Here is a 23,809-nt window from a genome sequence, read left to right on the forward strand (position 1 = left end):
ACCCCCCACGGTACGCGCCGAAAATGGCCCGCAGTCCCTTCTGTCCCTAACGAATCAGCTGGCGGCGTTTATCGGACAGGAAGACACCGGCGGCTACCAGGACCGTGCCGCCGATAACGAAGGTCTCGCCCAGCAGGTCGAACGCATCGCCCGTGGCAGGCATCGCCGTCTGCTGCGTCGCAATCTCGGTTGTTGCCACCGCATGTTTGGCCTGGTACGTCACCTGCGTAGCGGTCTGAGCCTGCTCGCCATTCCCGCGTTCGGCGGCCTCTTGGCGAGCAATCTCGGCGTTGAGCTCGGCAATAGCCTGGTCGAGCTCGGCCTTGGCGGCGGTGTAGTTTGCAAGCGCCTCCAAGTATGCCGGCGCCACGGCATCCGTCGCAGCCACGGCGGCATCGAGCTCGGCCTTGGCGGTCGCGGCACGCTCGGCGGCATCGTGGGCCGCAGCGATCTTGGCGTTGAGCGCCTCGTCCGCATCGTCAGCGCTGCCATTGACGATGGCTTCGGCAAGATTGACGCTGCGCAGGCGGGCAACCGCGGCGGCAGAGGCATCGCGGGCGGCAGTTGCATTCGCCACGGCATCGCCAGCCTCCACCACGTCGTACTCGGCATCGCTCACGGCCACCTCCGCAGCATCGAGCGCGACATCGGCAGTGGCTTTGCCCTCTGTGGCCCTGGCAAGTGCCGCAGCGGCATTCTTAAGCTGAGAGGCACGCCCGGCAGCTGCATCAGATTTTGCCTGAGCCGTTGCCACGACGGCGTCGGCATCGCTCGCAGCCTGCTGGGCCATATCGAGCTCCGCCTGAGTGGCAGCAGCATCGATGCCTGCCTGATCGGCATCGCCTTGGGCGGCAAGAAGTTCGGCCTCCGCCACGCGCTGATTGGCACGAGCGTCTTCGAGTGCAGACGATGCCGCATCAAACGCACGCTGAGCAGCGGCGATATCGGCTGAGTATGCCGCCAGCTCATCCTGGGCCGCGGCAAGTGCATCCTGCTTTTCGTCAACACCGGTACGAGCGGCGTCCAGCGCGCGTTTGGCAGCAGCCGCCTTGCCCTTGGCAATGTCGAGCTCGCCAGACTTGGCAGCCACGGCATCCTGTGCCGCCGCAACAACGGCGTTGGCAGCGCTCAAATCGGCGCGGGCATCGCTCACGGCACGCGCGGCGGCATCAGCTACAGCTTGTTTCTGCTCCACAGCAGCCTGGGCATCAGAGGCCTTGGCAGCCGCAGTATCGACGTCAGCGGCAGCACGCTCAACCTGGGCCTGCTTTGCCGCAACGGCCTGCGATGCAACATTCACCTTGTTGCCCGCATCCTCGGCAACGCCCTGCGCCGCAGCAAGCTCCTTGCGTGCCGCGTCCACGCCCTGCTCGGGATTTGCCAGAGCGTCACACCACGCGTTCAACGCAGCCTCATACTCTGCAACCGTCATCGGATTGAGGTTATACGGCTTGTACCATTGACCAGAATATACAAATGTCTGCGCCTGTGTACTCCCGTACAGCGTCCCTCGCGTGCAAACGCCCATGCCCGTCACGGTGTAATCGGGGTTGATCACGTTGATGTAATGGCCGACCGAGGGGCTTGATCCACCGTGCAGTGCGGCGTAGTTATCAATCTGGGAGCTATGCGCCGTATAGAAATCGTAAGCGGCCTTTCCCGTAAGGCCCGATGCGCCCAGCGAGGCGGCGGCAGCATCAAAGATGGCCTTCTCCTGATCGACCCACTGCTTAAACGGATTGCTTCCGTAGTTCCACGCCACATTCTCGCCCACGTTAAACTGCTGAGCGTGCGCGACTTTCGTATCCGAGAAGTTCGCATCGGCAATGGCAGTCGCCATCATGGCATACGTCACCTTGAGCTCGCCTAGGCCAACGCTTGCGCGATACTCGTTGCACGCTTTGAGCCACACGACCGCCTGCTTCATATTGGTCAGGCTTGTCGCGTCGACCTCCTCGCCCACCTTGTTGTAGTTAGCGAGTTTGCAGTTGAGGATGATATTCGCCGCATCGTCGGCGCCCACACTTTTAAAGAACGCGATAGCACCCTGACGGTAATTCTCCGCCGACGCGTTCGCCGTTGCCTGAGCGGCATCGAGCTTGGCCTGGGCCTGAGCCACAGCCTGATCGGCCTGCTGCTTTTGGGCCTTCGCCTGATTGAGCGCCTTGTCTGCAGCGTCTTTCTCGTCCTTGGCTGCCGAGAGCTTGACCTGGGCGTCGGCCAACTCCGTAAGCGCGGAGGCATGATCGGCCTTGGCCTGGTCAAGGGCGGCATCGGCTGCCGTCTTGGCGGCAGCCGCGTCATCCAGCTTGGTCTGGGCATCGGTGGCAACCTGCTGCTGATTGGCAACTGCCTGCTGGGCAGTCTGCACCTCGCCCTCGACGGCAGTCGCCTCTTGCTCGGCGGCGGCAAGCTCGCCCTCGCGCTGCGCCTGCGTGGCCTTGGCGGCCGTCAGCGCCTCGGACGCAGCAGTCACCTTTGCCTTGGCGTCCTCGTACTCCGGGCCCGCAGCGCCCTGCTCGGCTCGATCCAGATCGGCCTTGGCCGCGTCATAGCTCGCCTGTGCGGCGTCCACGTCCGCATCTGCCGCGGTCTTTGCCTGCTGAGCTGCCGAAAGCTTGACCTGCGTTTCCCGCTGCTTGGCAGCGGCGGCATCGGCAGCCGCCTGGGCATCCGAGAGTTTGGCTTGCGCATCAGCGGCCTGCTGCTTTGCCTGCTCCAAATCACTCGCAGCCTGCTCTGCGGCCGCCTGAGCGGCGGCTACGGCCTCGGGCGTGGCGTCGGATGCAGCAGCCTGTGCGGTCTCAAGCGCAGACTGGGCATTGGCGGCCGCCTTCTGCGCGGCAACCAGGGCTTCGTCCTTGTCCGTCAGGTTCTTCTTGGCGGCATCGAGCGCAGCCTGAGCGTCCTCAAGCGTCTTGACATCCAAATCGGCCTTGTCCTGCGCAGCGCCCAGCTGCTTTTCCAGCCCGGCCGAGGCAGCGGAAACCGCGCTATCACTTGCACCGCGGGCCGCGTCATAGACGCCCTGCGCCCGCTGCTGGTTGGCGGCAGCAGCATCGTAGGGAGCAGCAGCCGCTTCCAGATCGGCCTTGGCAGCAGCAGCTTTGGCACGCGCCGCATCAACTGCAGCCTGCAGGTCGGCGACCTTTTGCGCCGCAGACACAGCACCCGCGCCAGCACCGGCGGCCGCAGCGCTCGTCAGCGGCGACATCACCGCAGCCGTTGCGCCCGCAGCGCCAATGCCATCCGCACCCTGCGCCGCCGCGGCCAGGGGCGACAGCAGCGAGCCGCCCGTCATGGCAATCGTCGCCGCAGCAACTGTCGCCACGCGTCCAGCCGCCTTGGCCTTACCCAAAGCCTTGCCGTTCATGTCCTTGTTCATGTTCTTGCTCATTGCCGATTCCTTCCCACGGTGAGCCGTTGTTTGCCACAGATAGTCGATCTGACTTGCCCCATTAAAAAGAGGTGATAACGGGGTAATTAAATTGAGCGAATTGAATCGTGATGAAACTGATCTCCGCAAAAACCAAACTCATAGTTCCGCTCGCGCTCAATCTCATCTAAATACTCGAGTTCTTCGCCGCATGGCTTCTCTTCATCTAGAAATACAAGCCCGTTCTCTGCGCGAGAGCCGACAGTGCAACCAAAGATAGTCTCGAGATTAATGTAACCACTATTATCGTTGTTAAAGGAGAAACTGCTGGTGTTCATGCTCAAGTCCCGTCTACATAAACTCAAATTGCTGTGCTTGGCCTCTTTTAGAGACCCCATCTCATACGCTATGACTGCAGTATATGCGCTCCGCTTGTATGTTGCAAGAACAATTTTAGTTTTCTAGCACATATAACTAATCTGTTTCCTCACGAGCAAATACCACACTCCCCCGCCGCGCCCTCACGCGCGGCATATTCGTTGAGATACTTCACCGGAATCGGCCACCTGGAAGGAGCCCCGTGGCGCGAAAGCCCCTCATTGACCAGCTGAACCAGCAGCTCGGACAGATCGTCGCCTTCGAGCACCTCGACCGAGCGCACATGAATCGACGTTGCCAGATCCTCCTTGGTGCCGTTGTTGACGCCCACAAAGTAGCAGGTCAACCCTGCACGTTCAAACGTTCCAATACCGTAATAGGGCGAGTTGTAGCTCTCGAAAAACTCCTTCTTACGACCCGCCTTACCCGTAAGCTGGTAATCGCGCACCAAGGTCACAAAAGTGTTGGAGAAGGTCGTCAAGCCCGTGTCCCGCACGCGTGCCAACATAGATCGTTCGCCTGCCCGCACGTCAAAGATGTAGGCATCCTTGTCGAGTTTGCCGTCCGACGTCAGCAGTTCAAGCTCCATCTCGTCCACAGGACCGTCCTCGATGGGATGCGAGGTGTAGTCCATGGTCCCGTCGACACCAATCGTTAGCGTTGCGAGGCGTTCATCCAGCTCAACCTTATCCTTCTCCTTGCGCGGGACATTGACCACGCCACAGACCGTCACCGACCCAACGCCAAAAGAGCCAAGGTCAAACGCCTTCACCCGGCCGTCGGCAACATCCTGCTTAACCAACAGCTCTTTGAGCATGGCGCCCAGGATTCCCTCCTGTGCGCCGCACACCTTTGCATTCGACGCCGCCTTAAACAGCGGCTCGCACACGTCCGGCGTCACATGCTGCTCAACCACGCCAGCGTGCAGGGCATAGCCATCGTTCTCGGCGACCTCGTTGGGCACCATGACGATATTCCACGCCAGCGGATCCACATCCTTCCCGCCATACGACGCGCACACGCCCCACGAGGAATCGTTGAGTCGATCGACCAACTGGCGCGCCACCCCAGCAAGCCCTTTGTGCGCAAACGACACCACAACCCGCTGTCCCACCGCGCGCTCCGCAACCACGCGGGCATATCGCTCGCTTTTCAATACCTCGTAGAAGCTCTTGCGCGGATACTCCCTGAGCGACACCCGGGCAAAGTCGCCGTACCGGCGCTCGAGGATCTGCAGCTCTCGGTACAGGATGCCCTTCTTGGTATAGGCGACCTTTTCCGCTTGGGCCGAAAACGTAAGATCACGGCGCTTGGACGGCTTATCGCCCTTGGCGCGGCGCAGGATGTACTCGTCACGTTGTCCGTGAGCCAGCACCACCGAAGCCACGGGCGACAGCCTGTAACCAACCTGGCTGTTAATCTTCTCGAGCTCCTTCTTGTCGCCTGCCGCACGACCGATGAGCACCCGTCGCTTGGTAAACGTTCGGATCTTAAGTTCGAAGGTGCAATCCTCGTTGATAACGGTCTCGACCGTCTCAATCTTGGCAGGGCCCGTTCCAGCTTCCTCAATGGCGTCGCGGCGAGCACCCTTGGCGCTTACAACATACAAGTGCCCCGTATCATTGGGAATCTCGTCCTCGATCCCCTCAAATTGCGAGCACGAGTTGAACAGCAGACGCAATGCGATGTAATCATCCAGCTCGTTCCAATGAGTTTTAATCGGAACCATTTGCTCATGGTCGAGCGAAGCGCTCAGGTCACCCGTCTGCGCGCCCGCCTTGACCATCAGAAAGACGCGGTTGTCCTCGAGCTGCGTAAGCGCGACGACCTTACCTGTCTGGCACACATCGGCCATAAAGTTTGCCACGGCATGCTTGTCCGCATCGCCGACGTTGCACCAAAAGACCGAGTAGCGCTTCTCGGCAGCCGCGGCATCGAGCTGCAATACGAGCTCGGACACAGCGATGTCTCCCAGACCACACGGCTGGTTATGCTTCGATTGCACGGCCGATCGCCTCCATCATCTCCAGGTTGATTGCTCCATCAGTTGCCATATAGGGGAAGGAGAACACCATCCCCTCGTCATCGATTGGCTTTTGGCGGAGCTCCAGCGCCGCCTCGTCAGCCAAAACATTGACGATCAGCAGCCGCTTCGCCCCGACTTTTTGAGCCTTTGCCTTAAAGCGCTCTGCGTCCGTAGTCTCGCCGCCGGAGCGCCTGTAGGCCTCGTAGGCGCCGATGCGATAGTGCTTAAAATCGATCCACACGCCGGTCTTGTTGCCAGCGGCATCGAGCACCTCAAAATCGCCGCCCGTCTCGGCATGGGCTGCATCGCCACGAGTAAGCGAATAGCGACCGTCGTAATACGCCTCGAAGATGGCCCTGCCGGCAGACTCTCCCAGTTCTCCCAGGTATACCGCCTGAAACATATAGGGTGTCATATGTGCCGTCGCCGCCGGCTGCAGCGTCGCGGGCACCCCGTCGCGTGACCAGCGCTCGCGCACCTCGCGAATCGAAAGCAGCTCGGGTACGCGCGCCGCCGCTTGGCTTATCTGACGAACCGTCGCGCCCTTTAATCCCTTGTCGTAGCGGCAACATTCCTCCAGGCGAGCGGCAATCTGCTCAACAGGCTCGCCATCGTAGCTGGGAAATTCAAAATGCGGCACCTTACACGCTCCGCCCTGCGCATACGCATAGCCACTCGCGGCAAACGGCATGTGCAGTGCGGTGCTTTTGCGTGCAGGATAGCTCGCAAGCTCCTCCCACGGCAGGCAAAAATGATGCAGATAAAAATTGCGCTCGTCATCGAAAGCGGCCAGATCTTCCTCGCGCGCATCGAGCGAGGCAACCTTCCACGCCAGCTTTTCGTGCTTCTCTTTCGCCAGGTTGTTCCTAAAGGCAGCAAGGTTCTGCTGCTTACTGGCAGCGTGCTGCTTCTTGTCCGCCATGTGATTGTTGACGGCCGCACAGGCGCCAACCACCTGCTCCAGCTCGTAGCCCATCGGCAAATCGTGCAAGAACGAAAAATCGCAATCGGCGGCGATTTCGCGATCGAGCATTACCTGCACATGGAGCATCTTTACGCTCGTACGCATCAAGCGGCCCACCGCCTGCGCCACGATGCGAGCGCCTTCGACCTGGTACGAGAGGGTGTCGCGCACCGGCAGTTTTCCGCCGGCGCCCGCCAGTACCGTGCGCACACGATGGCGCTTCTGGATAAACGGAATCTCACCGCGCGTCACGAGCTCCTCCTGTTCGACCACGCCAAGCAGCGCCTGCTGGTCAAACTTCTTTGAGCTCATATCGACTCCCCAAGCCAAGCGGCTCGTGGGCGACTCCACGTACAGAAAATCGAGGTCCATCTTGGGATGTCGCCCATCGTTGCCAAAACCACAATCGACCTGGCGCACCGTGTTGCGCAGGCTCTCCGGCACCTCGTATTTAAGGTTCTTGGAAAAGCCACCAGCGGCAAGGTTGATAAACATCAGGGTCGGCTCTCCGTCCTTCAGACGTTCCTGAGCGCCGTGCCAACCTTCCTCCCATCCCGCAGCGTTAAAGCACGGCACCATATCCTTTGCCTCCTCGAGCGACTTCTCGTACGAAGCCTCGGGATGCTTAACGTTCCTAATCACCAGTTCGGCAACGATTTCGCGGGCAAGATCCAGCGCCAAACTATTAAAGTCGCCATGGTTTCCCATGTGTCGTGTCGTAAAGATGGCTCCCGCCTGCTGCTCACTGCGCGCCACGCCACGCGCCCAGGCGCTCACGGCAACGAGCGTCTTGCTCAGACGCTTTAGTTCAAACTCGATGCTTTCGGCATCGCTCGTGGTCACCCTGTCGGCAATCTTTCGGCGCAGGCACGCCGCAAGCCCTTCGCTCACGCCAATCTGGTCAAAGAATCCCATCACATGCTCGTACACCTCGTCGGGCGACACGATACCGCCGCCATAGGCGCCGCCGGCCACGGCCGCCATGCCGGCAAGCTTCTTGGACTCGTCAACCCAAACGACGTCGACGGCGTACATCGTTGCCGCCTGCTTGTTGAACAGCCTGGTCTGCCGCACGATCTCCTGGTTGAGCTCGCCAATCCAGGCATCTTTACGAACCACGCCATGCACTTCGTCCAGGTAATCCAGGTCAAAGTTCTTAATAGTCGGTGCATTCCAGGTGGCGCTCATGCACACACAGGGAGCCTTGGCGGCAATGGATGCCAGATACGCCTCGGGCATGCGCTCAATGCCGTGATTAGTCAGGTACGTGGTAAACATATGGTCGATGGTGGTTTCCATCACCAGGTAGTCAACACCACGCGCATACATCGAGTCGTCAACGGCATCGATTTCATCGTTCTTGCGGTCCTTAAAGAACAGCGCCAGCATCAACGAATTCCAGAAGTATTTCTCGTTGGTCTGGTCGTTCCTAATGCCCAGGGCATCGATGATATTCTTGCGCGAAAGATCGTCCTTGTACGAAATGCTGCCGTAGTACAGCTTGTCCATAAGCGTGGCACAGCGGGCAAGATGGCCCACCACCATCCTGACAAGGCCGCGCGCACGGCGCACCGCCTTATTGACGGTCTGCTGCTCGTCCGTCCCACAAGACGTAATCATGTTGCGGTTGCGGCGAGTATCGAGCTCATAGCGCAAGGGATTCGACAGGCCATCGCCCACCGAAATATCGTCGCTGCCAAACAGATGACGACCGGCAAGCTGCTCGTCTTTCGCCTTGTCAGACAGGGCAAAAGGCTGCTGCAGCTCCATATCCTGAATACACGCAGCGATCATCTTTTGAATACGCTTGGCACCCTTGGCGATCTCTTCGGCAGCCGTCTCCACACTTGCGCGCGAAACCTTGCCCGTTGCCGCGTTTGACCCCTCGTGCTCGCCCGAGGTCGAGGCATGCGTATAGACCGCCATCCACTGGTCCCGATTTCCCAGCAGCAGAGGATCAACCACGCCGCCATTAAAATGACGGTCAAGAATACGCAGCATCTCGTCGGGCTGAAATTTCATATGTCCCGCCGCCAGCATCGACAGCATATCGGCCTTCGCATGGTCGATCTCGTCAAAGATAAACAGGCATTCGTCGGCAACCGCTGCGTTAAAGAACACAACGCCCGCTTCTGTCACCGTATCGATTCTATTGACGAGCTTTTGCGGCGTGCATGCAATTACATGCGGCGCGCGCTTATCGTTAAGCAATGCCGAGGGCCAAATCCGGGGAATCTCCTCAATGCCACGCGTGATGCTCTGGCGTCCACGGCTCACCGCTCGACGCAAGCTCGCGTCTGCCAACGCCAGCTTATCCCACAGCCCTGGAGTCAGGCGGTCGACAACGCTTCCCAGACGCTCCTTCTTGTCCAAAAGGCCCAAAAGGTCATCGGCGACCTCCATCACACCGCGCCACGCGTGCGCAATATCGCGAAGAACGGCCTCGTCCTTTGCTCCAAAGGGGCATGGAATATCGCGCGGCCTTACGCTGCCCTTGTCAAACGTGGCGTCAATCCAGTTTTTGATGTTCTCGCCCGCTCGCGGAAGATCGAACACCATGCGCTCCGCATCATCGTCACTCATGCCCTGCTCAACCAACAATTCGCGCACGTTTGCAACATAGTTGTCGCGGTTGTCCTTACCCGGAACCACAAACACCAGAGTACGGCGACCGGGACATTTATTAAAACAGCCCGACTCATCCCAGCCGCCGGCAATCAGGTCTGCCGTGACCTGCTCGGCCGTGTAGTTTTTACCCGAGCCCGTTGTGGCGCCCAAAAAGTACAGGCCGTTGTTGTCCTGATCCTTGGGGACAAACAGCGCACGCTCAAAAAAACTCGCGCATCGCCTTTTGGCGCGCAAGATAGGGAGAAAGCTCCTTGTCGCCCGCAGACGACGGATTCGATTGACAGTTCAGCTCCCACGTAGCCATGGTCAAACCTCCGATTTAGTTGTTGCATGTGTTGAATACCATCCCGTGCGGACAAAAACTCACGCAGGGCGGCTGAGCGATGGCATCTATGCCGCTTGAGAAAAGAAAGGAAAGAGAAGCAGTCGGCGACTACTCGCACGAAGCGAGCAGCTTCTCAAGATCGCATTCCAACGCCTCGCGCTCCTCAGCGTCGATCACCGCGAGGGCGACACGCATCAGGGACACATCGGCGGCAAGCTCCTTTACCTGGTCGGGACGCTTGCTAAAGTGGTCGTAAATCCGCAGGGCCTCCCCGGCCGCCAGGTACTGCCACTTTTCCAACGAAGGCTTTTCGGACCTGCTCATGGCATCGACCCACTCGCCAAGACCCTGAAAACCGTTGCCCGTAGTCGTGCCGTTCATAACCACATCGAGCGGGCTCAGCAAGCAATCGGGCGATTTTTTGTACACCAATTTGGTGAGCGTAAGCACCTGAGCAAGGTTGCGATACTGTTCCTTGTCGGCATAGAGCACGTCGTTGTAGCAGGCGCACGCCTTAAGCAGCTCGTGGGCGGCAATGCGCTCCGGCCCATCAAACGGAACGCCGCGCAACAACACCCCAGCAAGATCGAATGCCTTGCCGCCCTGCACGATCTTGTCGAGCGCCGAACCGTCCACCAAATCCGCCAGCCAAGCAAACTCAGGCTGATACGGCTTATGCTCGTCCTCGTCCTCATGCTCCATCCAGTCGCTTACCAACGCCAGGGCTTCAATCTCTCTCCCGTTCAGAAAGGGCGAATTCTCCCCCATCTCTTCCTGCAAAAAGCCCCGCGGCTCATGAGAGCGCTCGTACGCAACCGCAAGTTCCCCGTCGCTCACGACCAAGGTCGCACGGGAAATATAGGTATCTTCCCGCATGTCCCTCCAGGCGTACATCATAAGGGGACGCAGTTGACGGAGCATGCCGCGCGCGCCGGCACCTTCCTTAACCGCGCGCTTCGCCGCAAGGCGAGCAGCATCTGCCATCAGCTCCATCTTGGCGCCATTTCCCATCATGTTGTTGTACTTGGGCAGGTACTGTTCATACGCAATCTGGACCAGATCGTCCACGCTCAAGGCGTTAAAGTTAATCACCGAGCCAATGCGCCCGCACAGCTCGGACATAATACCCCAAGTCTCAACATCCTCGATGGTCGCACTGTCTCGCAGCTCGTTTGCCGATTTTGCGGCGGTGCACACGGCGGCATACGAGGATCCGAAGCCGACCGTGGTGCCAGACTTGTCACTCAGGCGCTTGCGCACCAGAGCATCCAAGCCCATAAAGGCGCCGCCCAAAATGCAAACAACCTGATCGAGGTTGAGCGTCTTAATGGCCGCACTCTTGGAGGTATCGCATTCAAACGGCATCTCCCCGCCTTCCAAGAGCTTAAGGAACGACTGCGATGGACTAAAGCTTGATGCAACTTCGCCCCCATCGGGCTCGGCACGAACTGCCTTGTCAAACTCGTCAAAGAGCACCAAACAGATATCGCCGGGATTGGCAGCCTGATAGTCCGCGACCTGCGACAGGCAGTTGCTCATGCTGGCACCGCGCCAGCCCTCGCCCGTCATGGTGGAGACATCGAACACAAACAGCTTGAGCCCCGCGGCATCCGCCACGGCCTTGATGGTGTGGGTCTTTCCCGTGCCAGTGGAGCCCATCACCAAAATGGCAGCGGGCGAAAGAACGTCGCGCGGGTCGGCGCCGCGTGCCAACATCACGCAGCGGTTGACCTCAAAGCTCAGCGCCGTCACAAAGGCCTCCAAGCTTCCTTCGTGGCCAATAACACTCTGACGCGTCTGCTCCACCAGACGCGTAGGCGCAATTCGATTGAGCAAGTCCTGGTAGCGATCGATGTTTCGATACTGCTTCTGAGTCATGGGCGCCTTCCTTTCCATATTGGTTTTCTTTCCTTCGATGTGGGCCGAGCCCTTAAACCACTACAGTGCCAGCGATGTCGCCGACTCCAGATAGATCACGTTGCCCGGCTGGGTAAAGACCGGAATGTGGTAGAGCAGCTGCAAAATGCCCTGCTTGAGCAGCGGAAACAGTGTGGGATGCAACACTTCGTACATCAGGGCACCAGCCATAAGAGCGGTAAGTATGGCAAGCAGCAGAAGCTTTTGAGCGTTAGAGAATACCGACATGGTCGTTCCTTTCTTCATGCGAGATATTTGGATTGCGTTGTGGGTTAGCGACTCATAGCGATGGCAATGCCAATAACCGTGATAACCACGGGGATCGCAAGCGATGCAAACAGAATCCCGGCAAAAAGGCCCACCACCAGCGCGCACACGATGATGACCAGCGTGGTGGGTACAAGCGCAAGCAGAGGAGTAACCACGCAGGCGGATGCAAAGCGAAGCCCGTGGAACTTGTGCTCATCGGGAAATAGAGCGTTAAGGACCCCTTCGACAATTCGCCACTCGACAATCGTTCCGATGGTTAAGACAACCGCCCAAAGCAGGTAATCATTTGCACGGGAATCCGAAGCCATCTTTCCGGTGACGCCAGCCCAACAATCAAATGCCGCGGTATAACCCAGCAAACAGACGATCGCGCAGACGACGGATGCAAATGCGCCCGCGCTCTCGATTGCACCGAGCAGCTCGCACATGTCGGATTCGCGCCCTCCCGTTAACAGCACGATCCATTTGTGGGCAAGCGCCGCAACAAACGCCGCGCCCAGCACAACCCAGTACACCCTAAACGCCACCAGGCGCCATGAATGGAGCGGGATCACCGTGTTGCTCTCACTAATCTCGAACATAAACCCGCCGAGCCACGTCGTCAGCAAGCACATCATGTCGATGGCGACCACGTAGAGTACAACCGCAAAGACGGTTTGCAGAATCATGCCGAAAATATTCATCGCCGTTGGCTTCTTGGGGGCGTCCGGCTCGATTCTGTACATGTCGTATCCGTTCATTAGCTGTCCTTTCGTTGCTGAAACAACTAGTTGGTTTATCCACTGTAGCTTGATACAACTAGGAGATATGCAAATCTCTTAGTGTTAGTATCTAGCGAAATATTACCCAATGCGTACGGCCTCATACGCACCATTCGATTTTTTTCTTTTTCATTTGAGTGCCCCGTCTGAAAAACGCCGCAACTGCTCTTCTTGTAGACTGAAGGCAATTGAGCCGCGACGGGCCAGTCAGCGAACCGCGCAATATAGGGAATATGCAGGAGGTGCGCATGCTCAAAACTAAAGCAGAATTTGCAACTCTTCGCTTAAACGAAGATCTCAAGCCATATATGAGCCGATATCTATCGGATCTTGTGTCTCATATGGTCGAGAAATATCAGCCTTCGTCGAGAACGAAAAGGCTCATTGAACTGTGCTGTCGCGATTTTGAGTTTTCGAGCGAGCACGTCGATGGCCCCTCGTGGTCTGTTTTGGGGATTGACCTCAAGCGACCTTCGGCCGCCTCGTTTGAGTTTGAGGACCGCGTTTACAACGAAGCAACCGACGAATGGGATTATGTGCCCGCTTGCGTTTGCAAAAACCGAGTCAAAGTCCCGACGTCGACGTTTACTGCCATCGAGGAGAATATCTTTTTATACGACTACGAGCAGGACGCAGCCTCTCACACGTACGAATCAGCACTCATTTACTGCAGGCCCCCCGAGCTACGACCGCTATCCCAATTCCCGGCATCTATCGATGCGGCAAATGCGCGAGTCCTGGATTTCCTCAGAACGCGCTCGAAGCAGCTGCAACGCAGCGCAGGCATCCCCGATCTGCTTTCGGTCACTGAGTGGTACTACATCTTTCTTGCGGCATCCATTGCCTGCTCTCAGTCCCATGCCACGGCCGTCATTCAGATTTCGGACCGTCTGTTCAATCTGGCGCGAGCCGTAGATGGACGTCGCCTTCTTTGTGACCTCGGCCTGCTAAAGAGCATTGTGCTTCTTCCCAACACCATTGCCAAAAAGGCCGAGGGTCGCGCGCTGCTCTTTATTGGCGACGGCGAGCCCAATGATCCGTATTTCCTTTTTGACGGCAGGAGCTTTGACGACAAGCAAATGACCGATGAGATTCTGCACCAGCTCCTCGATTCCGTCGACCGAGCCTACGGCGATCAAAAGAATCCAGTCTATTGGCATCGGCTCGAGGATCAGGGCAACGGCATATATCCCCTATTACCCAATACAAAGAGCGGATCGTTCGACGAGAGAATGTTCATCCCCCTTGGGTCGCTAGCGCCAATCTACCGCGGCACCGCCCGCAGCGTTGTAACCAAACTGCCCGAATCAGATCCGACAGACAGTTACCAACAGCACGACTGCTACTACCTGTCGCTAAAGCATCTTCATGATGGCGCAATCATTGCCGCAGAAGATGTACTTGAGCGTGTCCCCGATACAGATATCTACGATGTAAGCCGTGTAGACTACGAAGATTTTCGGAAGGCCAAACCGATCGACGCCCGCGAGGCGAGCCTTCTCATATCACGCGTCGGGCCTCCATTCAAGCTTGCCCTCATCACGCCAGGCCACTTTTCTGTCGGTTCTGAGCGCGCCGTGGAGCGCGGTCTTTTGTTTGAGAGCATTGTCCCCTGCGACGCCATGTTCTGCGCTACCTTTGAGGACGAGCTGCTTGCCCAGTTTGTCCTGGCATACCTGTCGTCCGATGAGGGGCAGAAGAAACTGGCGGACACCTCGCACGGAGACGCGCTTGTGCAACTTGCCCCAATGGACCTGCGAAGCATGACCGTGCCTGTTCCCGGGCGAGCGGAGCAGGAGCGCTACGCGCTAGAGTACGAAGCAAAGCAGCGCGCCTACGAGGACGCCCTTAAGCAGGCGGAACATTACGCTGCGAGCAAGGGAACGATGTAGCGACCGAGATTGGCAGACTGTCCGGACTTTTCCGACGGCCTGTCAATCAGGCGCGCCATTCAGCGCGGCGGCTAGAAATTGTCATCGGACTTTGCGCTGGCTTTGGCTGCCTCTTCGCCCGCGATCAGGTCCCTAACCGTTATATGCGCACCGTACGTAGCATCCTCAATCTTTTCCATAACATCAGGGTCGCAAGTTCCCCAAATATCTTTAAGGACTCGAGCCAATCCCCAAGCGGCGCTGAGCAGGACGTCAACATCCTTTAGATCTAAGTGGCTGACCGCAAAGGGACAGTACTCGCGCTCCAGCAGATAGGTGTCAACGGCGCCAATTGCCTCAGCCACGTACCGCTCAAGATCGGGATGGGGATGGAAGGCGCACAGCGCCTTGTGCGGATCGGTCGGCTCAATCAAATACAGCGTTGTCGCATCCTCGCATTTCTCGAGCGGATAACGCTCAACCGCCTTCTCCCAACTTTCATACCAAGGATCGGCATCGCCGTCCGTCATTGACTTGCAAAGATCAATCGCCGCAGAAACAGTCGCACACGAATATCTATAGCTGGCGTCTTTCTTAAACTCATCATTGAGCTCGACATCGCCAGACAGCTCCGCCTCCATGATCAGGAACGGACCATCCTCATCCGTAACGCTCATGGGGTAGTTGTTGCACTCATAGTCCGGATACATTTTGTCTCCAATCAATCGTTCGGACACATTAATGACCAATATCGAAACCGCGCTCGCGCGGAGGGACGTCGTCCTCGCGCCAATCTGCAAGTTTTTCTCATCGCGTGAAAAGAACTTGCGATTTCTGCAAGTTCTTCTCACGCTGCGATAAGAACTCGCATGATCGCCCCGCTACCTGCGCCACGAGGCAGCAAGGATAATGGGAATCCCGGCAAGGCACACCACCAAGGCTACGGCCGCGAACGCAAGCGCGATGGCCACGCTCGCGACGACATAGGCCACGGCAATGAAGGCCAGCGCCAGCAGGCAGGCAAGCAGCTCGGCCACGTAGCACAACACCAGGTTCGAGCTCGCGCGCTTCAGCAGGACGTCGGCAAGGCGGACAAGCTCGACGGCAAAGCCGCTGCCGAAATTACGGCCAGGGCCCTTGGCAAGGAACCACTTGAACAGGCACATCAGGGCGCAGCCCAGCATGATCATGATGGAAACGGTCCATACATTGTGCCCCGACTCAACAAGGTTCTGGTCACCCATCGCGCTGCCGTTGATGAGCCAACTCGTTCCATAGCCCATGAACAGCATCGCCAGCAGCAGGCAGGCGCTTACCGCGGCAAGAGAGCGCGACACGCGCCTGCTGAACACCGGAGCTTTGCAGCTGAGCCCAAACCCCTCGCGAACGCGCCAGACGGCATGGTAGGCAGGGTAGGCCGCGATGAGCACGGCCACGAGCAGCGACGCCCAATCGGACCCGGGTGCCGCTGACGCGTACTCCGCGATCGCAGAAACTGAGCAGTTGGTGTGGAACGACTCGTTCAGAAACAGCGCGACCTCGCCCTTCCAAACACAAAACGGAGCGGCGACGGAGGCGATGCCGGCAACGGCAACCGCAGCAACGACAATAAGCGGTGCGCCCTGCACGAGCTTGACGACCTCGCCCTTGGCGGTGCGGGGTGAAGCTTCAACGGTGCTGGCCGAAATTTGGATAGAAGTGTTCATGATCTTCCTTTCAAAGAAGGCTACGTTCGCAAGCTAATGTAAGAAAACACTGTCTTCGAGGGATTGAACAAGACTGTTGCCCTCAGAGACAAACAAACGTTGCTATCGGCATATTGGCCGCTCGGGTACTTCATCATTACGCATCTGTAATTCATCAAATCGCAGGATCTCATTACGCTCAAGCAGAACAGATTGAATAAGCTCATGGACAGCGGCATTGCGGTAGCACAACGACTCCCACGTGGCCAACAAGCCGTCAACAACTCCCTTGTAAGCAACAGAGGAGTCCTCGAGCTCATAGGCAAGATCAATTGCCTCGTCAACTATCTGCCTCATCTGCAAAAGCGTGCACGTGAGATCCGCCTCACTCGACTCGTCGCAAATATAAATACAATCGGACTCAAGCATCTTTGAATCTCCCTTCGAACAACTGACACCTGCAGAATAGTGAAAAGAGATAAAAAGCAACCCGCAATCTACCGCTATATAGCGGTAGATTGCGGGTTAAACCATAAAGCGCACTTAGCCTTGGGCCAAATTACGACTTAGATTCAAATAGGTCGCATATCTCTTTGGCTTTCGCCAGGGGATACTGCGCGTAGTAGAATACGTCGCCGTTCTTTTCTCCGCACACAAAGACTGCGCCCAGCCCCAAGCCTTTAGCGGACGGAACTTTGCATTGTTGTACGCTCTCTTCGCCTTCATCGAAAGGTCGCAGATACCCTTGTTCCATCAGAATAGTGTTGGCATCTTCAGCCCTAATCCCTGAGCCACCCTCTCTCAGTATTTTCGAAATCGAGGCATAGCCCTTAGCGCTTGCCTGATCCATTGAGTAACAGACCGGCAAACGCTCGGCCCCCGCAAAAGCCGCTTCGTAAGCAATACCCTCTCGCATGATTTCCACACTCTTATGACCAGATTCATCAAGCTGAAAAGCAACGAAAAGGCATCGAAGCGCCAGCCAGACCTCGCCCGCGCTAACCATCTCTTTTCGGTCGGTGTGACAGGCGCTATTACGAAATTCAGTAAATCGACCCAGTGTTTCGCCGAGTGTCCTCCACCAGTCCCCCTTTGACGCCTGCGTCAATTCAGCATTTTCAACTCGAACAGAGGATGCCAGTAGCTCACTCTTTTTTTCAATTAACCTTTTGTATTGACCGAGGTTAAGGCCCTCAAGCTCCTTGAGTGGCTTTCTTGCAACAACATAATCGGGAGCAATGGCCTTCAAGGTCGGCAGCAATTTCAAACGCAAGTATCTCTCCGCCGCACGGCAGAACATTAGCAGGCAAAATGCGCAATCTGAATCGCTATCGGTGCCAACACTGCCAATGCCAAATATCTTGCACAGAAGAAGCCCCTGCTCGATATTCTCAAGCACCCTATTTTTGCCATTTTGGTCGCACTCGCAATCAGCGAATGCGCTTTGAAGAGCTTCGCGCGAAGAAAAGCCTATGATTCGACAGTCTTCTGCATCCAGATTAAAGCTTTTGAACGCTTCGCCCACGTTGTCCAAATAGGAATCGGTGTTTACATCAGGGCACCAAACATCTTTATTGTCATCTTTCTTGTCGTCTTCATTGATATGTTCCTCGTCCGCGCCAGCTGTCTCCCTTGGAAGAGATTCTCCTCGCGGCAGCATATCCTTGGCTGCATTGAGTTCCTCAATAGCGCCGGTTTTCTGGTAATTTTCCCAATGCACAACCCATGCCGTATCGAGAATGCGCTTCATCGTTGCAACGTTCTCGTTAATCTTCCACGCTGCATAGTCGGCAATTACGTAGAGGCGATACTTGGCTCGGCTTGCCGCAACATTCACGATATTTGGGTTTACAAACTTGATTGCGCCCTCACAACTGCGCCTTGTATCACACCCCAAGACAAATACCACTTGATAGGCTTCTTTACCTTGGAACGTATGAACCGTACCAATATTATGCTTTGCGAAATATTGCCATGCATCTTTGTCAGCCACTTCAGTCCTAGCACTTAACAGCCGGTCCTGAAGCCCCCTGACAACGGTTTTAAACGGAGAAATAATATAGAGACTTGGAATAACAATTCCCTCGGACTTGCCCGATTCGCAAGCTTTTTTCTCAGCCGTAGCTACGGCCTTATCAAAAGCGTCCTTGACAATCTCGAACACTCTATCGCCCTGGGCATCAACATAATGATCGCGATTGCCACGTTCAAATCCCGTAACATTGATCCACTGTGAGGACTTTAGATAAAAGCTGTCAGCGAGATCCTTTTTTGGGCTAGCCGTCTCGTTAAGCATGGAGCCCTGATACGAGATCTCATTTGAGATATCGAACATGGGTGATATGCAGCGACGGTGAACCACAAGCGGGCAGCCAATCCATTGATCATCCTCGCCGTTGCTGCGCAGGTGGCCATAGGGGTTAACGGCGTCGGCAAGTCGCTGGACCGAAGCCATATCCCCCTTATAAGGTAGTAATACTTTTTTACCGAGGACAGCGCGGAGCTCCTTAACATCCCCTGTGATCACAGGCTCAATCTGAGAGGGGTCACCGACAATCATTGCACGTCGACTGCGAGCAAGGGCGCCCAAAGCAGCATACGGCACCGCCTGTCCCGCCTCATCTATTATCAGCAGGCCAAATAAAGGGTCTTTCCCAATCTGAATGTCCTCAAACATGCGGCCAATCGACGCAAACGTGGAAGAAATCACTGGGGTAAGCAAACTGAGCGTCTGAAAGAGCGCAGGGGCCATACTCCTTCTATCGGCTTGCGTGAACTCTATTAACTCCTTTTTACCAGAATCGACGCCCTTGTCTTTGGCTCCCCAGTATGTTCGTAGAAGCGCAATGTTATTCCGCATACATTTTGATTCAAGGATGAACTCGCGTGTCACCTGCAATGCATAGAGAAATAGCAGGTTGCGGTCCTTTTTTAGGTCAGGGTCATCGGATGGATTATATAGATGAGTCTTTTTTCGGCTTTCGCTATCCCCCTTTGAGATGCACTCGACAAAATGCCCATTAATCGTCTCAACAGATTCAGCACCATCAACTCTGTTGCGCTTTTGACCTTGGATCTTCACCCACAAAGAGGATAGTTCCTTCTTTTCATTCTCTAGTTTTTCGTATTTGTTCTCGAATTTCGTACGCAGCGCAACAAGCCTCTGGTCCGGTGCGGTTTGCAGCATAAAGGAATCGAGCTTCTCGCGGCTATCGGACAAACGGCCCCTATTGAAGATGCTCCCGATCAGCCCACTGGCCTTTTCTTCCGCATCGCGCAATTCTGCTTCAAGCCTATTCCTTCTCGCCTCATAATCAGCAGTATCCTTCGCAATGTCATCAAGATATTTCCGGACATCACCTGCGGAACTGCCTTCAAAAGGACGAGACAGACATACCGTTTCGGTTGTCAGTTCTTCAACTATCTCTCGCTCGTCCTTTTGACACCTACAATTCAATTGGGACAAATGCTTCTTGCGGTTCAGAAGTTCGCGCTCCCCGGCTGCTTGCTCCTCCATTCTGTTGAATCGATCGGTTATCTTTTTGTATTGAGCAAGAAACAGCTTCTTCGCCTCAGAAAACCGTCCGCCCTTTCCCAGCCCGCCGTTAAACTGCAGCGAAGAAAGCTCGCAATCTCTGAAGTTATTAATATTCCTACGGTTTCCCAGACATGCCGCAACCATAAGCCCAGGATGCGTAGGGTCGCGAAGATTGCCTTTATTGTCAACGAGCGCCGAAGAGAAATAGAGATCATCCACCGGTTTCTGCTCGTTTTTCTTTCCCCAAACAATGTTGGACAAATCTGACTCTAGAAACTCCTTTTTCTCAGATTCGTCAATACCCTCCAAAAAGGCCTTCCCATCAGGAAGCTCTTTGGCGATGTTCTCAACTGCTGCATTGTTTGTCGAGCAGACCAAGATGCTGAGACTTTTTATCGCATCTCCCGTTCTGCCCTCTTTGAAGCGATAAGGATTCTTGGCGTACTTGAGATACCGTTTGCTAAGTTCTACCTCTTCGAAGGCGTCATCGGGCTTGTCATATTCGCACAGCAGACGGGCTTTTTCGACAACGTTAGCCGCAACGATATCCTTGAGCAGGGTTGTTTTTCCCGTGCCCGGAGGACCGTTAACCGACATAACGTCGTTTGCCGGGTATTTGCGTGTCGAACCGCCACGACCAACCGCAAGATTTACCGCCACTTGTTGCATCAAACTCAAGGAGTATTTACTCGGCCAGCGACCGATAGGTGTAGCGCCGGCTCCCAACACTTCAGAAAAGAAGTCTGCACGATCAGCCAGATCTTCATCGTCTTCGCCGTCCAGAAGATCGATCTCTCCGCAGGCAGATTCATTCCTCAAGCCACCTTCAAGGTATGCGGCGACAAGAGACAGCGATCCCTCACGAAGATCGTCGAAAGACCCTGACTTGTTGCACAGCTCATTTATCATGGAAATGTCTTTTGCGAAAAATGAGTGACAGAGTGATTGGTCGAACGTTGGACACGCATCGTCCCCGCTGTCCTTTGGCTTCATTGCTCTATATTCGACAAGCAGCCTTGAACACCACTCGCTGATACGTTTAGCCCCGTCACCGTCGGGAAGGCAGCTGGCTATCCCCTTAATCATTGGCCGGACGCAACTATTGACAATGCCCCTAATGACACCATATGTCAGCTTTGTTCCAACGAGTTCTTGATTGAGCTTCTTGCAAATATCGTCCTGCTCTTTCTCAAAGCTACCGATGGCATTTAGGCTATTCCCGACGTTCCTCTTCAACCACCAAAATAAGGAGGACAACTCGAAGCTGACAAATTGACCATCAGGACTCACACCTAATAGTGCAACCGTCATGCACTCATCCTCTTTTTCGATTTCATTCCCCGGTTTTTCTGCAAGATAAGTCATGACCGCTTCGCGTGGAACGGAGCCCAGGTGACAATAAATCGTTGAGATCGGCCAGTTTTCGCCGTTTGTGACACTATCCGTACGCTCTCTCGCTTCTTCAGAAGGCGTCCTTAGCTCCTGGTCGTCCCGCTCTTCAGGGACAAAGCAGTCATCAAGCATTCCTTTTCTGGGCCTAGGCGGGTCCTTTTTCTCTTCGGGTTGGTCGCCTTGGCTCAAAAAATCAAGCAAATACCAGTAATCTAACGCATCGCCAATTGCTTGCTTTTTCTCAGCAGGGGTCATTTGAATCAGTCCTCGCACTCACATAGATACATTTATGTCCAATAATGTCCACAACGTCATCGCGCAATTTCTTTGGTTGAAGTATCTCAAACACATCGAGCCACTTCATTGCCCATGTTTTCATGCCATCATACGACGCCATAAACGAATACTCTGGATTTGGATGCCCGTCCTGTGTCTCGCGCCGAAACCCATCGTTTCCGGCAAATTCGGCTAAAAGATACTTCTCCTTTGCTTGGTTATGACACCTTACGTGAACCGTAACGATGTCGTCACTAAACATCCTGTTCACGCCAGCACAAGAGAACCTTTTTGCTTCTTCGGCCATCGCCTCAAAATGACCTTTTGCATCGTCCGATGGTCCAGCAATGGTTATATCCCGCAGGCTATCAACTCGAATTGCGTCAAAAGACCTCGCGGCACCCTTGTGGCCCACAAACAGGTAGTAGTAGCCATCGTGCATACATAGATGATATGGCGTATGACTATGCAATCGCCCCTTATCAGAAGTTCGAAAGCGGACTCTCTGCCTTTGGCTAATGGCCTTTTCCAATAACTTCAAATTTGCAAGCGTTGCTTCCATATTTGCAATTCTGCCGCTTTTGAGCAGAGCATTTTCTTGAGCCAAACGATCTTCGATCTGCCGTCTTTCTTCGCCGCACAGTAGGCGAAGAACTGCATGCTCAAGTACGTCGGCTCCACCCACGCCCGTAGAGGCTTCAATGAGACGGCACAGATGCTCAATTTGCGCACTATCAATTTGACGCTCTATGCTGTACAGGCGCTTCGCATTTTTAGGTGCAGATTCCCCATCGCCATTCGTCAGCCGCTCGCCCTTACAAGCCAATCGACTTGCAATCACCGTGTAGAACGGATTCAGACAACTGTTGTCGAGATCGATACTATTCATCTCGGTTAACGGACTGGCGCCCGCATTATTGCAGAGCGAAGGCTTTTTTTGATCCAGAATCAACAAGTGCGTTCAATACGCCCTGCACTGTGTCGCGCTTAACTTCATAGCCATAACGGGCTTTAAGCTCCGCCATTATGTCAGAAACGCTCAACCCTTTGCCAAGCCCAGCATCAGTTTCCTCCAATAGGATACGCTCGACATATATCGCCAGCTCCTTTGGATATGCTCGGTGATTTCCCTGGATTTTCGGTTGAACCATAGCCGCCTCCAATCTGAACAATCAACATTTTACTCAGTCGATATGACCAAGAGATTGAAAGTGCCGCTATTTAACGGTGAACGGCGAAGCCATCCATAAAGGGCTCCGCCGTTCACAAATAGATTAGCACAACTCGTATACGACGTAATGACTGTTAGGGCGCACTCGCAGCAAACTTGAATCACCTTGATTGGCAACCTCGAGCAGAGCCGAAGGCGACCGAATGCATCCTTGTTTTTATTCATTGGCGAGCTACAATCAACGCAAACCGACCCATCGATATTTCTCTGCAGGCATCGATTGAAATAGAGACAACAATGTTTGATTTAATTAGCGAATTCAATAAAACTGTAGCCGAGCATAATGTCGATTGGGTTGCTAAGGGATTTGCTTTTCGCGACGAAACCATCTATCCAATCGGATATGACACGAAACTGCTCGGAAGAATTTTCGAGATGCTTACCGAGCCGTTGCTCAAGGAGATTGCCGACGACTTCGGGTTTACGCTAACGACCCCAGACAAACAAAACTACTATCCGGACTTTGTACTAACCCCTCAAAACGAAGAGGGGAATCGAATTGCTGTCGATGTCAAATCAACTTATCGAAAGCACCTAAAGAGAGGAGGCATTGCTCCATATAAATTTACACTTGGATCATATGCATCTTTTCTGCGCGATGGGAGGAAGAACATCCTCTATCCCTATAATCAGTTCTGCAAACACTACGTAATCGGATTCGTCTACGACCGAAACGACGAAATAGAGAGCGCACGTCCCTGCTACCCCCTTAACCAATTAAAAGAAATACCCGAACCCTACAGCAATGTTGAATTCTTTATTCAAGAGAAATACCGCATTTCAGACTTCACCACCGGTAGCGGCAATACCGAAAATATCGGAACTATTTCCTCGAATTCAATCAGCCCATTCACTCAGGGTTCAGGGCCTTTTTCAAAGATGGGGAACGATGCATTCGAACTTTATTGGCGAAACTATCCAAAATATACAGCGAAAGAAAAGAGTTACACCGACTTTCAGGGATTCAGAAGATGGGTCGAAACAAACGTTATTGAAATTGATTCAAGCCTACGCGATCGAATTCTCTCCTATGGCGATGTCGTCAACGACAGCCGGGGCGACAGAAAGTAACGGCTATTAGGAGAAAAGTGGACGAAGGAAAGGGAAACACGAGATTAAAGGTGGACTAGGGGACGTTATTCCATCTACTTCTATATCATCATTTCCAGCA

The 23,809-nt window shown here is 55.1% G+C and carries 14 protein-coding genes; 2 read left to right on the plus strand and 12 right to left on the minus strand.

The genetic code is table 11. From position 1 onward, the window contains the following. Positions 1-46 precede the first annotated feature (46 nt). From DXC79_RS06855 to DXC79_RS06880, 6 genes are all read right to left on the minus strand, one after another. Entirely contained in the window at positions 47-3,397 is a 3,351-nt protein-coding gene (locus tag DXC79_RS06855) for a CAP domain-containing protein (protein ID WP_117635621.1), read from the minus strand. 466 nt (positions 3,398-3,863) lie between these two features. Then, positions 3,864-5,759 carry a hypothetical protein gene (locus DXC79_RS06860; RefSeq protein WP_117635622.1) on the minus strand — a complete coding sequence of 632 codons (1,896 nt, stop codon included), beginning with the start codon at positions 5,757-5,759 and terminating at the stop codon, positions 3,864-3,866. Continuing rightward, positions 5,743-9,606: a hypothetical protein gene (locus DXC79_RS06865; protein WP_117635623.1), complete on the minus strand. Its 3,864-nt coding sequence runs from the start codon at positions 9,604-9,606 to the stop codon at positions 5,743-5,745. Before DXC79_RS06865 ends, DXC79_RS06860 begins: the two co-directional genes overlap by 17 nt. A 199-nt stretch (positions 9,607-9,805) precedes the next feature. Next, positions 9,806-11,575 carry an AAA family ATPase gene (locus DXC79_RS06870; RefSeq protein WP_158550986.1) on the minus strand — a complete coding sequence of 590 codons (1,770 nt, stop codon included), beginning with the start codon at positions 11,573-11,575 and terminating at the stop codon, positions 9,806-9,808. Positions 11,576-11,635: 60 nt separating this feature from the next. Further along, positions 11,636-11,842: a hypothetical protein gene (locus DXC79_RS06875; RefSeq protein ID WP_117635625.1), complete on the minus strand. Its 207-nt coding sequence runs from the start codon at positions 11,840-11,842 to the stop codon at positions 11,636-11,638. Between the two features lie 44 nt (positions 11,843-11,886). Next, positions 11,887-12,624 (minus strand): hypothetical protein, encoded by a 738-nt coding sequence (locus DXC79_RS06880; protein WP_117635626.1) that lies wholly within the window; start codon positions 12,622-12,624, stop codon positions 11,887-11,889. A 254-nt stretch (positions 12,625-12,878) separates the two neighbouring features. Between DXC79_RS06880 and DXC79_RS06885 the strand changes: the two genes are divergently transcribed. Further along, positions 12,879-14,537 carry a hypothetical protein gene (locus DXC79_RS06885; RefSeq protein WP_147327484.1) on the plus strand — a complete coding sequence of 553 codons (1,659 nt, stop codon included), beginning with the start codon at positions 12,879-12,881 and terminating at the stop codon, positions 14,535-14,537. Between the two features lie 71 nt (positions 14,538-14,608). Here the strand turns inward: DXC79_RS06885 and DXC79_RS06890 are convergent, their stop codons facing one another. From DXC79_RS06890 to DXC79_RS06915, 6 genes are all read right to left on the minus strand, one after another. Next, complete coding sequence (locus tag DXC79_RS06890) at positions 14,609-15,226, minus strand: hypothetical protein (protein ID WP_117635628.1); 618 nt, start codon at positions 15,224-15,226, stop codon at positions 14,609-14,611. 171 nt (positions 15,227-15,397) lie between these two features. Beyond that, complete coding sequence (locus tag DXC79_RS06895) at positions 15,398-16,222, minus strand: hypothetical protein (protein ID WP_117635629.1); 825 nt, start codon at positions 16,220-16,222, stop codon at positions 15,398-15,400. A gap of 102 nt (positions 16,223-16,324) precedes the next feature. Next, positions 16,325-16,630, minus strand: a complete 306-nt coding sequence (locus DXC79_RS06900) for a hypothetical protein (RefSeq protein ID WP_117635630.1) — start codon at positions 16,628-16,630, stop codon at positions 16,325-16,327. Between the two features lie 130 nt (positions 16,631-16,760). Then, the gene (locus tag DXC79_RS06905; RefSeq protein ID WP_117635631.1) at positions 16,761-21,386 is read right to left on the minus strand and encodes an ATP-binding protein; all 4,626 of its coding nucleotides are present in this window, start codon (positions 21,384-21,386) and stop codon (positions 16,761-16,763) included. Then, the gene (locus tag DXC79_RS06910; protein ID WP_158550987.1) at positions 21,373-22,362 is read right to left on the minus strand and encodes a WYL domain-containing protein; all 990 of its coding nucleotides are present in this window, start codon (positions 22,360-22,362) and stop codon (positions 21,373-21,375) included. Before DXC79_RS06910 ends, DXC79_RS06905 begins: the two co-directional genes overlap by 14 nt. Continuing rightward, positions 22,322-22,558: a hypothetical protein gene (locus tag DXC79_RS06915; RefSeq protein ID WP_117635633.1), complete on the minus strand. Its 237-nt coding sequence runs from the start codon at positions 22,556-22,558 to the stop codon at positions 22,322-22,324. The genes DXC79_RS06910 and DXC79_RS06915 overlap by 41 nt, the downstream gene beginning before the upstream one ends. A gap of 176 nt (positions 22,559-22,734) precedes the next feature. Here DXC79_RS06915 and DXC79_RS06920 point away from each other — a divergent pair, with 176 nt between their 5' ends. Continuing rightward, positions 22,735-23,709, plus strand: a complete 975-nt coding sequence (locus tag DXC79_RS06920) for a type II restriction endonuclease (RefSeq protein ID WP_147327485.1) — start codon at positions 22,735-22,737, stop codon at positions 23,707-23,709. The last annotated feature ends 100 nt before the right edge of the window (positions 23,710-23,809 follow it).

The sequence above is a fragment of the Collinsella sp. TF08-11AT genome (assembly GCF_003437035.1).
Lineage (GTDB): Bacteria > Actinomycetota > Coriobacteriia > Coriobacteriales > Coriobacteriaceae > Collinsella.

Excerpts from the sequence above, each read along its gene's own strand:
- DXC79_RS06855 (WP_117635621.1), bottom strand. The coding sequence starts at position 3,397 with ATGAGCAAGAACATGAACAAGGACATGAACGGCAAGGCTTTGGGTAAG.
- DXC79_RS06870 (WP_158550986.1), bottom strand. The coding sequence starts at position 11,575 with ATGACTCAGAAGCAGTATCGAAACATCGATCGCTACCAGGACTTGCTC.
- DXC79_RS06875 (WP_117635625.1), bottom strand. The coding sequence starts at position 11,842 with ATGTCGGTATTCTCTAACGCTCAAAAGCTTCTGCTGCTTGCCATACTT.
- DXC79_RS06880 (WP_117635626.1), bottom strand. The coding sequence starts at position 12,624 with ATGAACGGATACGACATGTACAGAATCGAGCCGGACGCCCCCAAGAAG.
- DXC79_RS06885 (WP_147327484.1), top strand. The coding sequence starts at position 12,879 with ATGCAGGAGGTGCGCATGCTCAAAACTAAAGCAGAATTTGCAACTCTT.
- DXC79_RS06890 (WP_117635628.1), bottom strand. The coding sequence starts at position 15,226 with ATGTATCCGGACTATGAGTGCAACAACTACCCCATGAGCGTTACGGAT.
- DXC79_RS06895 (WP_117635629.1), bottom strand. The coding sequence starts at position 16,222 with ATGAACACTTCTATCCAAATTTCGGCCAGCACCGTTGAAGCTTCACCC.
- DXC79_RS06900 (WP_117635630.1), bottom strand. The coding sequence starts at position 16,630 with ATGCTTGAGTCCGATTGTATTTATATTTGCGACGAGTCGAGTGAGGCG.
- DXC79_RS06905 (WP_117635631.1), bottom strand. The coding sequence starts at position 21,386 with ATGACCCCTGCTGAGAAAAAGCAAGCAATTGGCGATGCGTTAGATTAC.
- DXC79_RS06915 (WP_117635633.1), bottom strand. The coding sequence starts at position 22,558 with ATGGTTCAACCGAAAATCCAGGGAAATCACCGAGCATATCCAAAGGAG.